This window comes from Paenibacillus sp. FSL H8-0332 (assembly GCF_037963835.1).
Lineage (GTDB): Bacteria > Bacillota > Bacilli > Paenibacillales > Paenibacillaceae > Paenibacillus_AQ > Paenibacillus_AQ rhizoplanae.
This window is the reverse complement of the sequence record NZ_CP150145.1, coordinates 6,216,604-6,230,173: the sequence shown is the minus strand read 5'-3', so window position 1 is coordinate 6,230,173 and position 13,570 is coordinate 6,216,604. Positions and strand designations below refer to the sequence as shown.

Below are 13,570 nucleotides of genomic sequence, written 5' to 3'. Positions count from 1 at the left end.
CATCCTACAAATTTTAATAGTCCACGCCGTCTTTGGAAAAGGTTTTTTGAAAAGTTTGTCGAAATTTTCCGGTAGAGGGACATTTGTCATTGCATGTTCGGATGGCCCTACTATAACTACGCAATTGTTATGCGCGAAAGGGAAGGCCTCCATGTTTTCTTTTATCCGAACCAGACTGATTGCCCGTATTCTCTGTGTTATGACTTTAGTGATTCTCTGCATTACAGCAGGCAATGCCGCCATTCAGTGGGTGAACACCGGATCAGCGGTCAAAGGGACGATCAGCAGCTACAACATGAGTATTGCCAGCCATTATGTGACGCAGATTGATGCCGGCCGCTACAGCGAATTCCTGGCCGATCCGCAGGAGTCGGACCTGTATTGGTCGCTCCGCCATGAACTGGATCTGTTCCGGAAGTCGATTGGTGCCCGTTATGTATATTTTGTGCGGATTGATGATGCCCGCCAGCCGCAGCTGATGATTGACGGCAGGCCGGAGGGAGACCCGCTGGCTTCGGGGATTAATGAGACTACCGATATGCCAGCGGCCGCAGTTACGGCTGTGCTTGCCGGAGAGAATGCCAGCACGCCGCTGATCAGCAATCCCGAATACGGGGATTATATCTCGGCATTCGTTCCTATGAAGGACACCGCTGGGAAGCTGGTCGGGGCGCTGGGCATTGATACGGATGTTGCTGTGCTGAGTACGCTGACCCGTGATGTCCTGATTGAGAGCCTGCCGCTCTATAGTATTATTCTAGCGCTGTCTCTGGGCGCACTCGCAGTGCTGGCCTGGTTCGTCTCCCGGTCCTTGCGTCCGCTAGTGACGATTACAGAGAGCGCGGGCACGATGGCCGAAGGGGATCTCGCCGGGGCAGCCCGTATCCTGCATGCCCGTCCGGTCACCTCCCGGGATGAGATTGGCAGGGCTTATCAGGCGATGCTCCAGATGTCAGGGGACCTGAATGCCAGAGTGAAAGGGATGGTATCCGGAGTGTCTCACGCATCCGACAGTCTCTACGGCTCCTCCGAGACCTTCGCCAGGAATGCCGACGATGTGCTGAAGATGAGTGAGACGGTGAGCGGCAGAATCAGCGATATCCATGCCGGGGCTAACTCGCAGACGGAAGGCGCACAGAGCAGCGCTGTGGCTATGGATGAGATGGCGCTGGGCATCTCGCGCATCTCGGAGGCCTCGGCTGCGGTCTCGGAATTCGCAGTCAAGGCGCTGGACATTGCAGAGGCGTCCCAGACGGCCATGAACCATACCAATCAGCAGATGAAGTCGATCTCCTTATCCACCGGGGAGACCCTGGATATTGTGCTGCGGCTGCAAGGGTACACGGATGAGATTGAAGGCGCGCTGGCTGCGATCAGGCAGTCTGCGGATCAGACGAAGCTGCTGGCGCTGAATGCCTCGATTGAGGCGGCGCATGCGGGGGAGCATGGCCGAGGCTTCACGGTCGTAGCCGGTGAAGTACGCAAGCTGGCGGAAGGCTCCGCAGCCTCGGCTGAGCGGGTGGCCGAGCTGCTGCTGCATATCAGCCAGGCTTCGGCAAGCATCGGGGTACAGATGACGGAAGCGTCCGCTGAAGTGAAGGAAGGAGTGCGGATGTCAGCCGAAGCGGAGGCTGCTCTGCTGGAGGCCTCCAGCGCCTTCCGTGAGGTGGCCGGACAGATCATTGATGTGTCGGCGACAGCGGAGCAGCTCTCCGCCGGCTCGGAAGAGGTTGCGGCAGTGGTGGGCAGCATGGCCGATATTGCCGGAGAGGTCTCAGAGCAGACCCGGGAGATCCGTGAGCTGACCGATCTGCAATTGGCGCGAATCAAAGAAGTCTACGAGGCTTCGCTGAGCGTCAGCGCGAGTACGGGCGATCTGCGGGAGGCCATCCGGCAGGTGAATGTCTAGGGCTAGGGGGCGGCGGTGTGATCTATATTGCCCGGAGTGGATACAGGTTTAGCAGATGTTATGCCCTCCAGCTTTCAAAAGCGTCCAACTATTGGTATGATTACAAGGGATGTGAACATCTATTTCCGATTATATGGAGGAATTGAACATGAGTGAAACTACAATATCCGGGATTATTGATCATACGCTGCTGAAGGCGGATGCCCGGAAAGACGATATTATCAAGCTTGCCGAAGAGGCCAAAGCCTATAAATTCGCCTCTGTGTGCGTGAATCCGGCTTGGGTGGCCACGGCGCATGCCGTACTGAAGGATACACCGGAAGTGAAGGTATGTACAGTAATCGGCTTCCCGCTGGGGGCATCGACTCCTGAGGCTAAGGCTTTTGAGACGAAGGATGCCATTGCGAACGGTGCCGGTGAGGTGGATATGGTCATCAATATCGGCGCACTGAAGGACGGCAATGACGAGCTGGTGAAGCGCGATATGGTTGCTGTAGTTGAAGCCGCGCGCGGCAAAGCGCTGACCAAGGTTATTATTGAAGCCTGCCTGCTGACTGAAGAGGAGAAGGTCCGTGCCTGCAAGCTTGCTGTAGAAGCGGGCGCAGACTTCGTGAAGACCTCAACCGGCTTCTCGACCGGCGGGGCAACGAAGGAAGATATCGCCCTGATGCGGGCAACGGTCGGCCCTGAGATCGGCGTGAAGGCCTCCGGCGGTGTACGCAGCGCGGAAGACGCGCTCGTAATGATCGGCGCAGGCGCCAGCCGGATCGGAACCAGCGGCGGCGTAGCCATTGCCAAGGGCGAGCAGAGCCAGAGCGGCTACTAAATAGAAGATTGGTTAACCTGTAGACGGCTGCGTCCTCCTTGAGTTCAAGGAGGACGCAGCCGTTTGTTATGTGTAAAGGAGTAAGGAGAACTGTCTGGCGTAGATAAGATGAGTATGAGGATGGGCTACCGGACGCGGGCTGAGTGGAGATTCAGGGGGATAAATCCCTCTGAATTCGCCGGAAGTGGGCTAAATGGGGGGAGGAGAGGGATAAATCCCTTTGAATTCGCCGGACGTGAGCCAAAAGTGAGAATGAAGGGTATTAATGCACCTGAATTCCGCGGATGCGGGCCAAAAGTGGAAATGAAGGGTATTAATGCACCTGATATCGCTGGACGCGGGCCAAATGTGAGAATGAAGGGTACTAGTGCACCTCAATCCGCTGGACGCGGGCTAAATTGCCAGCTTTATCACAAAAACGGCTACGGCCCCTTGAAATCAAGGAGGCCGTAGCCGTTTTTGTATAGGAATAGTTGTCTGGATATCTGAAAAATGAGCTGAATAGGCTTCCCTGGACTAGACCAGCCCCTTATCCATCGCCTTGCCGATCAGCGTAGCGAACAGGCTGTTGGACCAGGCGAACCACTCGCGCGAGAAGTCGGCTGGGTTATCCGGGTGGAAGCCTTCGTGCATGTAGCCGGTATCGGCATCGGTGCGGATCAGCATATCGATCAGCTCTTTGATTTCCTCATCGTTATCCGCCGTCAGCGCCTGCATGGACAGCGCCATATGCCAGACGTAACCGCCCGGAGTGTGCGGACTACCGATGCCCTTGGCGTGCTTGCCCTCGAAGTAGAACGGGTTGTCGAAGCTGAGGGCGAACCGGCGGGTGTTCTGATAGATCTCATCCTCCACGCCCACATAACCAATGTAAGGAATGGAGATCAGCCCCGGAGTTCCGGCATCGTCCATCAGCGAGTAATTGCCGTAGCCGTCCGTCTCATAGGCATAGATTCTGCCGTATTTCGGATGGGTCACGATGCCGTAGGTGCGGATACCGAAGTCGATCTCCTTGCGCAGCTTCGCCGCTCTCGCCGCCAGCCGCTCATCCTGGTAGACCTCGCTTGCCATCTCGCCGATATACCCCAGAATCACCACAGCGAACATATTCGAGGGAATATTGTAGCCGAATTCGCAGCTGTCATCGCTCGGGCGGAAGCCCGACCAGCTCATCCCGGTGTAGTTGACCGGCATTCCGCGTCCGTTATTATGCAGTGTCTCCGTATCCTGAAGCGTCTGGCGGATGAAATGGTAAGGAGACTTCTCCCCGTGATGCTGCTCGGTCTCGATCGTGTTCACGATGGAGGTCAGCGCCTGGTAGCAGGCGGCATCGAAGATATCGGTCTGCTCCGCTTCCTTCCAGTACATATAAGCCAGTTGAACGACGAAGCAGAGGGAGTCCAGCTCATATTTGCGCTCCCACATCCACGGGTTCAAGTTACAGTCGTCCGTATCGCGGTAATGCTTGTCGCTTGCCGTCTCGTTGAAGGCATTGGTGTACGGATCAATATTCACATAGAACATCTGGCGGGCAATCAGGCCGCGGAGAATCCGCTGCAATTCAGGGTCGTTTTTGGCAAAAGGAATATAGTGCCGCACCTGCTCCGTCGAATCGCGCAGCCACATGGCCGGGATATCGCCAGTGAACACGAAGGTCGTGCCGTCTTCCAGCAGCTTGGTCGTGGTCTCCAGCGTGTTCGGGAAGCAGTTGCGGAACAACTGCTGCAGTTTCGGGTGGTGGGCAAGCCGTTCATCGGCCTCATTCAGATAGGTGGTAATGGAAGCTGGCAGGTTCATAGTATAATTCCTCCTCAGGCATAGTGGATTTAGGGTTGTGCTATTTGCAGAGCATAGGTGACAATTTGGGCTTTGCCGATGGAGCTGCGGAGTATTCCTTCATCTAAGACTTCCTGGTGCTTCCGCCGTTCCAGAATATCACTGGCATGTACAGCCTCCACCGGAAAATGCGGCGTCAACGCGAGCTCCTGCTCCGCTCCCGCCAGATTGTACCAGCGCAGAATGATGTCCTCATGGTCTGCGGACATTTTGAAGGCGGACAGCGCCAGGGTGCGGCCCTGCCACTCCAGCGGCTGATAGACCGCAGGGAGGGAACCCTCCTGCCAGCCGGTCTGAACGGTGAACCAAGGCACCTGGTACTGGTAGGCCCACGCACAGGCTTCCGTCCAGTCCGCATCCCCGGCGAAGGGACGGACCGCGAATTCAACAGTCTGCTCACCGAGGCACTGAGCTTCCGGTGTAGGGAACACGCCCCAGTCACCCAGCTCTGACACGCTGCGCAGCAGGGTGTCAGCAATGGTAGTGCTGCCGTCCCGCAGCACCTCATATTCATTCAGCCCCTTGTTGGCTACCAGCAGGCCGGCGCTGCCGTCCGACACGCTGACGTAAGCCTGCTGGTGCTGGGCATTGCTCGGGTTGATCCAGTCCGGTGCTGGCTCAATCTCGCGTTCAGCGGCTTCGAAGATGGAGTCGGCCCGCAGGGTGGACGCCGCCAGCCCGGTAGGGACAAGCACGCGCAGCCGGTGGTCCTTGGCCTGATTATTGAACGAGGCAGAAACCTGAACGCCTCTCCCGCCGGCCTCCAGGCTGATCCGGGTTACAATCCGCAGTGGAGCCTGCTCCGCAGAACGTCCGGCCTTGCGCTGCCGGAAGGGCACCATTCTGCGCTTCTCGTCCTCGAACGAAGCATCGGCGGAAGCGGGAATAGCCCATTCATGCACGATTTCATAGGTGATGCGGTAAGGCTCATGCTCAGCCAGCGAGATCCGGGCGGCAAGGCCCTTGGTCGTCAGTGCAGCATCGCCCTCCGGCTGGCGGAACACATATTCATTGCCGATATCGCCGCAGTTCTCATAGACGCCGAGTCCTGCGAAGACCCTGCTGGTCCGCTTATCCGTTACATCATAAGAGCCATCCTCATGGATGCGGACAGCCAGGAATTCATTCTCCATCCCCCGTTCCAGCAGCTTAAGCGGACCCTCGGCAGCAGCCCCGGCGTACCCACCCGCTGGCTTCACCCAGGCGTAGGTGCTGTAGCCTAACGGCGGCACCTGCGCAGCCTCGAAGGTCAGCCGGACCATCCGGGCCATATAAGGCTTGCGGAACTGGTCGTCCGGCAGCTCGTAGCCGAACCGGCTGCCCAGATCCTCCGCCCGGCAAGCTACGATCTGCCCTTCGGAGTCCACTAGCCGACCGCCCTCCAGGTCAAGCGGAAGCTGATCCAGCGCTTCGCCAATGGCGGTAGGGTTCGGCCCTTCCTTGAAATAACGCTTGGCGAAGATGAGCTCCACGCTTACTGTTCCGCTGCGTTCCCAGCCGGTAGTATTGAAGACCGTCACCGGCAGCACAGATTCGCCCCAGGCGGCTACATTCCGGGTTCCGATCTGTGCGGATACCGCCTTCAGACTCTCTTCAATAATAGCTTCGCCTACATGGCGGCTTTTCTCGAAGCGGCTGATCATCTCGCGGTGGACCTCATCTACGCTGCAGCCGCAGATGCTGTCATGCGGGTGATTCTGCATCAGCGTCTTCCAGGCGTAGGTCAGCAGGGCATGGGGGTAGGCCTGTCCGCTGACCAGATAAGCCAGTGCGGCCAGCGGCTCTGCGCCCTTCTCCAGCAGTGTCTGGCCCTGCTGGTTGAGCTGCTTCAGGTAGACGCGGGCGGAAGCAGTATTCACCAGCGTCCCCCAGCCGTCCGTATGCTGGCTGCGCAGCTCGCCGTGCACGGTAACCAGATCCTCGGGCAGCGAAGGCGCCAGCGCCTTCAGGTATTCCTCGAAGCTGGAGTGGACGAAGTCCGTGTCCGGGTACAGCTTCCGGGCTGTCTCCAGCGCATCCGCGAGATCACGCTGCACCGGCTGATGATCACAGCCGTTCATGAACAGCAGTTCCGGGGTGGAGGCGTATTTGCCGGCATCCGCGATTTTTTTGTCCCAGAAAACCTTGGCTTCCCCTGCATCTACGGGCACCTCATTGCCGTTGCTGTACCAGTTCGCAAACAGCAGTCCAAGCACGGACGAGCCGTCGGGGGATTCCCAGTACATCTCGGAGTAGGGCGACTCATAGCTGGTGCTGTTCAGTTCGCCGACCATATTATCGAAGCCCGTCGGCTTCACACCGCGGCCGAACACCGCAGTCCCGATATCAGCCTGCTGGAGAAGCTGGGGGGCTTGGCCTATATTGCCGAAGGAATCGGGGAAGTAGCCGAGCTTCGAGATGACGCCATATTTCGCCGCGTCCTGATGGCCGATCAGCAGATTGCGCACATTGGCCTCGGAGCTGGTCAGGAATTCATCCTGGAGCACATACCAGGGGCCGATGACAATCCGGCCTTCGCGGATGAACCGCTCCAGCTGCTCTCTCCGCTCAGGATGAACCTGCAGATAATCTTCAATAATAATGGTCTGTCCGTCCAGGTGGAAGTACCGGTAGCGCGTGTCCTGCTCCAGCGTCTCAAGGAGTTCGTTCATTAGCTTCGCCAGCAGCACATGGTGACGCTCGTAAGGCATATACCATTCCCGGTCCCAATGGGTGTGTGAAATCAGGTGGGCAGTTGTACGGGTCATGACAGAAACCTCCTATATCTTCAGTCGGGTGTTGTAGTGTCGGCATTCGTAGCAAATGTTTGCATACCTGCCGGGGGATCACAATATGTAACTTTTGCAGGGGGGAGGAGGGTTCATAATTCACACATTTACGGCAGTCAGCCAGCGGCAGCCCATCGAAGTTATTCAGCCCATAAGCCCCGTAGCAGCGCGGTTTTACACTCCGTTAACATGACAATGCACAACCTACATATTTACGGTGTCAGCTTAGTTTCTCTACAATTTGGGATGTAAGCGTTAGCAGGAAAGGCCATAGCAAGAATGCGAAGCGGATACAGATTTATGTGTAATGAAAACTAACATAGAGAGGAGTGGGAGAATGAAGGGGAACAAGTCCCTTGGCAAAAGAATCTGGCAGAATTGGGAGCTCTATCTGTTCATGCTTCCCGCGTTACTGTATTTCTTCATCTTTCATTATGGTCCGATGTACGGCATTCAAATTGCCTTCAAGAACTTCGTACCCTCCAAAGGCATTACGGGCAGCGACTGGGTAGGCTTCGACCATTTCGAACGGTTCTTCAATTCTTATTTCTTCTGGGATCTGCTGTGGAACACGTTCAGCATCAGCTTCTATGAGCTTGCCATCGGGTTTCCGCTGCCGATCATTCTGGCCCTGGCCTTCAATGAGGTCCGCAACGGCCCGTTCAAGAAGTCGGTCCAGACGGTTACCTATGCGCCGCATTTCATTTCAGTGGTCGTCATGGCGGGGATGATTATTACCTTCCTGTCGCCCTCCAGCGGAGTGATTATCCGGTTCATTGAATTCCTGGGCTTCCAGCCGGCGCAATTTCTGACCGATCCTGCCTGGTTCAAGACGGTGTACGTCTTCTTGGGCGTCTGGCAGAGCACCGGGTGGGGGACGATCATCTATCTCGCGGCCCTGTCTGGCGTAGATCCCCAGCTGCATGAAGCGGCCATTGTGGATGGAGCCAGCCGGATCAAGCGGGTGCTGCATATCAACCTGCCGACCATTATACCCACGATTACGATCATGCTGATTCTGAACATGGGTAACATTTTGGGCCTGGGCTTCGAGAAAATCCTGCTGCTGCAGAATTCGCTCAACATGGAAGCCTCCGATGTCATATCCACCTATGTCTACCGGGCCGGTCTGGTGAACGCCCAATACAGCTTCTCGACGGCTGTCGGATTGTTCAACTCGGTCGTCAATGTAATACTGCTCGTTACCGTGAACCGGATTGCCAAACGCACCAGTGAGAACAGCCTCTGGTAGAAAGGAGTTGAAGTATTTGATTACTGCCATGAAAGAATCCAGGGGAGATAAGCTGTTTCTGATCAGCACCTACATCTATCTGTGCCTTGCGCTGGTAGTGGTCCTCTATCCGCTGATCTACATCCTCAGCGCGTCCATCAGTTCGCCGCAGGATGTCAATTCGGGCGCCATGTGGCTGTTCCCGAAGAATGTGACGCTGGACGGCTACAAGCTGGTGTTCGAGAACCCGAAGATTTGGAACGGATATCTCAATACCATCATCTACACAGCGGTGGGCACTCTGCTTAATCTGGCGGTTACGCTGCCTGCTGCATATGCGCTGAGCCGGTCTGATTTTGTCGGACGCCAGCTGTTCATGGGCCTCATTCTATTCACAATGTTCTTCAGCGGCGGGCTGGTGCCGACGTATCTGCTGGTTAAGAACCTGGGCCTCATTAACAGCATGGGAGCGTTGATTCTGCCGGTGGCTGCATCGGTGTGGAACATCGTGGTCGCCCGCACCTTTTTCCAGTCCACGATTCCAAAAGAATTACAGGAAGCGGCCCACATCGACGGCTGTACGAATCTGAAGCTGTTTATCCGCATTATCCTGCCGCTGTCCGCGCCGATTATCGCCGTGATGGCCCTGTTCTACGGGGTTGGACACTGGAACAGCTATTTCCCGTCCCTGATCTACTTGAACGATGAAGCCAAGTATCCGCTGCAGATGGTGCTGCGCCAGATCCTGGTCCTGCAGGAAATGTCGGCTGAGACCACAGGCGCTGCGATCAACGGCGAGGTAGCTATGGCCATGAATAATAAGGCAGAAACAGCATCGCTGGTCAAATATGGCGTCATCGTCGTCTCGACACTGCCGATTGTGGCGGTCTACCCGTTCCTGCAGCGTTATTTTGTCCAAGGGGTCATGATTGGCTCTGTGAAAGGTTAAAAGGTTAAAATGTAATGAACCTAAGGGAGGAATTATTAATGCAGATCACACGTAAACCATGGAAGATTCTGCTGTCTTCGGCTGTAATTCTTGGACTGCTGGCAGGCTGCGGGAGCTCTAATGAAGGCACCGCGAATAAGAGTACCGGGGAGGCCACGGTGAACAAGGAGGGCTTCCCGATTGTTAGCGAACCCGTAACCCTGACGCTGATGGCGCCGGATGTGGGCATTCAGAACTGGGAGAACATGCCGGTGCTCCAGCAGATGAAGGAGAAGACCGGTATTACGATGGAATATAAAAATGCGCCGAAGGACAGCTTCGAGACCAAAAAGAATCTGGTGTTCGCCAGCGGCGATTACCCGGATATCTTCTATGCGGCCGGTCTGACGACGGCCGAGCAGATGAATTACGGAGAACAGGGGATTCTGATCCCCCTTGAAGACCTGATCGAAGAGTATGCCCCGAACTTCAAGGCGCTGCTTGCGGAGAACCCGGATGTCCGCAAGTCGATCACAGCCCCGGACGGTCATATCTACTCCCTGCCGGTGGTGGAAATGAGCCAGCACTGGTACCGCAACCCCATGTGGTATAACGGGGACTTCCTGAAGGCCCTGAACATCGATAAACTGCCTGAAACGACAGAGGAGCTGTACACCTACCTGAAGCGGGTGAAGGAGGAAGATCCGAACGGCAACGGAACCGCCGATGAAATTCCGATCTCTTCGGTGACGACAACGGCCGCGAACCTGCGTGATATCCGCACCTGGCTGCTGGGCGCCTTCGGCGTCTATGAAGAAGAGATCTATGTAGACGATGCAGACAAGGTACACTATACCCCGCTTGAAGAGGGCTATAAGGAGTACCTGACGTATATGAACCGCCTGTGGTCCGAGGAGCTGCTGGATCATGAGAGCTTCTCGCAGACGGCGGAGCAGAAGAAGGCCAAGGCGCAGAATAACCGCGTGGCGCTCTTTTCCGACTGGCATGCCTATATGACCAAGGGCGGGGAGCCGTCCACGGCAGATCCGATGTTCGCTCCTGTACGCAGTGAATCGGTGGCCGCTCCGGCGATTGCCAAGAACAGAGGGATTACGACAGGCGCTTTTGCCATTACGAACAGCAATCCTGCACCGGAAGCCTCGCTCCGCTGGGTAGATTACCTCTATTCCTATGAAGGAGCTCTGTTCTTCAATAAAGGACCGGAGGGAACGCTCTGGGAGTACACCGACAAAGACAACCGTGTGAAGCAATACCTGCCTGTACCTGACGGCAAGGAAATGGAAGATTTCCGGGCCACCTTAACGCCGAATTACGGTATTCCTGCACCAACCCTGTCCATGGATGACATCAATAAGGGGCTGAAGACGGACTTTGACCTCTGGGTCGAGCAGGAGACCAAGCAGAAGTTGCTGGATCGGGGCGCACGGATTCCGTTCCCGGCCCTGTTCCTAACGGTGGAAGAGCAGACCGAGATCAGCAGCCTGAATTCGGATCTCAGCACGTATGTGAAGCAGATGGAAGCGAAGTTCATTACCGGAGCCGAACCGCTTACCGGCTGGGATAACTATGTGGCGACGGTCAAGAAGATGGGCGGAGAGCGTGTAGCTGAGATTAATCAGGCTGCGTATGACCGCTGGAAAACCAACTAATTTCTGCAGGCGCTATCCATCTTCTTTGAAATATCATCCTCTGAAGTGCCGAGAGTGAGCGGCACGAATGACTAATGCAGAAAGGTGCTGTAAAAATGATCTATAAGGATAAAGCACGGCCTGTGGAAGATCGGGTGCAGGACCTGCTGCAGCGCATGACACTTGGAGAGAAGGCTGGACAATTAGTCCAGCCTTTCGGCTGGCAGTGCTATGAGAAGCAAGCGGACGGAACCACAGGCATGACCGAGGCCTTCAAGCGCCAGGTTGCTGCTGGAGGCGTAGGCTCCCTGTATGGGACGCTGCGTGCCGACCCGTGGACCGGGGTCACGCTGAAGACCGGCCTGTCCCCGAAGGAGGGGGCGGAGGCCGTTAATGCCATTCAGGCTTATGCGATGAAGGAGAGCCGGCTTGGTATTCCTATTCTGTTCGGGGAAGAATGCTCGCACGGACACATGGCGATAGGCGCCACTGTATTTCCGGTTCCGCTTGCGCTGGGCAGCATGTGGAACCCGGAGCTGTACCGGGAGATGTGCCGGGTGGTGGCGCTTGAGACCCGCAGCCAGGGCGGAGCAGCGACCTACTCGCCGGTGCTTGATGTGGTGCGTGATCCGCGTTGGGGCCGGACGGAGGAGACCTTCGGCGAAGATCCGTTCCTGATTGCGGCGATGGGCGTAGAAGCAGTGAAGGGCTTGCAGGGAGAACGGCTGGACGCGGAGGATTCCGTGCTGGCCACCTTGAAGCACTTCGCCGCCTATGGCAGCTCGGAGGGCGGGCGCAACTCCGCACCCGTGCATATGGGACTGCGCGAGCTGCATGAGGTCGATCTGCTGCCGTTCCGTAAGGCGGTGGAGGCCGGAGCGCTGTCCATTATGACAGCTTATAACGAGATTGACGGCGTACCTTGTACGACGAACCGTTATCTTTTGCAGGATGTATTGCGGGAGCAGTGGGGCTTCGAAGGGTTCGTGATCACGGACTGCGGAGCGCTGGGCATGCTGACGAATGGTCATAACACCGCAGATAGCGGAGAAACGGCTGTAGCCCAGGCACTGCTGGCCGGCATCGATATGGAGATGTCGGGCGAGATGTTCGAGCAGCATATCGCGGCTGCTATCACGCATGGGCGGCTGCAGGAATCCGATCTGGACCGCGCGGCAGCGCGGATTCTGGAGCTGAAGTTCAAGCTTGGGCTGTTCGACCGTCCCTATGCTGATCCTGAGCAGGCGGAGAGCATCATCGGCAAGCCGGAGCACCGGGAGCTGGCGCGGCGGATCGCCCGTGAGAGCATCATTATGCTGAAGAATGAGAATGCAGCGCTGCCGCTAAGCAAGGAGATCCGTAAGCTTGCCGTGATCGGTCCCAATGCGGATGCGCCGTACAACCAGCTTGGCGACTACACCTCGCCGCAGCCCGCAGGCGCGATTGTCACCGTGCTGGACGGCATCCGGCAGGCGCTGGGCGGCGAAGCGGATAAGGTCCTGTATGCACCCGGCTGCCGGATCAAGGGCGATTCGCGGGAAGGCTTCGACCATGCACTCGCCTGTGCGGCCGAAGCCGATGCGGTGGTGCTGGCGATCGGCGGCTCCAGCGCCAGAGACTTCGGTGAGGGAACGATTGATCTGCTCACCGGTGCTTCTGTTGTGACCGAGCATTCCTGGAGTGACATGGAATGCGGCGAAGGTATCGACCGGGCTACGCTGAATCTGATGGGCGTGCAACTGGAGCTGGCGCAAGAGATTCATAAGCTGGGCAAGCCGCTGATTGTGGTCTATATCAATGGCCGTCCAATTGCAGAGCCTTGGATTGTAGAACATGCTGACGCCATTCTGGAAGCGTGGTACCCGGGGCAGGAGGGCGGACATGCGATTGCCGATATCCTGTTCGGTGAGGTGAACCCTTCCGGGCGGCTGACGATCAGCATTCCGAAGCATGTAGGCCAGCTTCCCGTGTATTACTACAAGCGCCGGACAAGAGGCAAACGGTATCTGGAGACGGATTTCCACGCCGAATACCCCTTCGGCTATGGTCTTAGCTTCACTGAATTCAACTACAGTAACCTGAAGGTGGAGCCTCCTGTAATCTCTGCGGATGAAGAAGCGCTTGTCTCCGTGGATGTGACTAATAGAGGTGACCGGGCGGGCAGCGAGGTGGTCCAGCTCTATATTTCCGACTTGGCCTCTTCCATTACCCGGCCCGAGAAGCAGCTTAAGGGCTTCCGCAAGATCAGCCTTCAGCCCGGAGACACGCAGACGGTGACGTTCCGTGTAGGCCGGGAGGAGCTGGAATATGTATCAGCGGATCTGACGCGGATCGTCGAGCCGGGAGAATTCGCAGTGATGGCAGGCCCGCACTCCGCAGAGTATCTGAGCGCGCCGCTCCAGGTCAGAGAGGAGGGCTAAGCC

The 13,570-nt window shown here is 56.8% G+C and carries 8 protein-coding genes; 6 read left to right on the top strand and 2 right to left on the bottom strand.

The window, feature by feature from the left end; all coding sequences use genetic code 11:
* The first annotated feature begins 199 nt into the window (after positions 1-199).
* Both NST43_RS26925 and deoC read left to right on the top strand, forming a co-directional pair.
* Positions 200-1,909 (top strand): HAMP domain-containing methyl-accepting chemotaxis protein, encoded by a 1,710-nt coding sequence (locus NST43_RS26925; RefSeq protein ID WP_339220410.1) that lies wholly within the window; start codon positions 200-202, stop codon positions 1,907-1,909.
* Positions 1,910-2,057: 148 nt separating this feature from the next.
* Positions 2,058-2,735: a deoxyribose-phosphate aldolase gene (gene deoC / locus NST43_RS26920; RefSeq protein WP_339220409.1), complete on the top strand. Its 678-nt coding sequence runs from the start codon at positions 2,058-2,060 to the stop codon at positions 2,733-2,735.
* A gap of 516 nt (positions 2,736-3,251) precedes the next feature.
* On the opposite strand, the gene NST43_RS26915 is transcribed toward deoC, so the two are convergent.
* Together NST43_RS26915 and NST43_RS26910 are read right to left on the bottom strand one after the other, a co-directional pair.
* A complete protein-coding gene (locus NST43_RS26915; protein WP_339220407.1) occupies positions 3,252-4,532 on the bottom strand; it encodes a glycoside hydrolase family 125 protein in 1,281 nt (426 codons plus the stop codon).
* 29 nt (positions 4,533-4,561) lie between these two features.
* Entirely contained in the window at positions 4,562-7,318 is a 2,757-nt protein-coding gene (locus NST43_RS26910; protein ID WP_339220405.1) for an alpha-mannosidase, read from the bottom strand.
* Between the two features lie 358 nt (positions 7,319-7,676).
* Here NST43_RS26910 and NST43_RS26905 point away from each other — a divergent pair, with 358 nt between their 5' ends.
* The 4 genes from NST43_RS26905 to NST43_RS26890 all read left to right on the top strand — a co-directional run bounded on the left by NST43_RS26905 (position 7,677) and on the right by NST43_RS26890 (position 13,567).
* Positions 7,677-8,591, top strand: a complete 915-nt coding sequence (locus NST43_RS26905) for an ABC transporter permease subunit (RefSeq protein ID WP_339220403.1) — start codon at positions 7,677-7,679, stop codon at positions 8,589-8,591.
* 16 nt (positions 8,592-8,607) lie between these two features.
* Positions 8,608-9,519 carry a carbohydrate ABC transporter permease gene (locus NST43_RS26900; RefSeq protein WP_339220402.1) on the top strand — a complete coding sequence of 304 codons (912 nt, stop codon included), beginning with the start codon at positions 8,608-8,610 and terminating at the stop codon, positions 9,517-9,519.
* A gap of 38 nt (positions 9,520-9,557) precedes the next feature.
* The gene (locus tag NST43_RS26895; RefSeq protein ID WP_339220401.1) at positions 9,558-11,168 is read left to right on the top strand and encodes an extracellular solute-binding protein; all 1,611 of its coding nucleotides are present in this window, start codon (positions 9,558-9,560) and stop codon (positions 11,166-11,168) included.
* A 95-nt stretch (positions 11,169-11,263) separates the two neighbouring features.
* Positions 11,264-13,567 (top strand): glycoside hydrolase family 3 N-terminal domain-containing protein, encoded by a 2,304-nt coding sequence (locus tag NST43_RS26890; protein ID WP_339220399.1) that lies wholly within the window; start codon positions 11,264-11,266, stop codon positions 13,565-13,567.
* Positions 13,568-13,570: the final 3 nt, after the last annotated feature.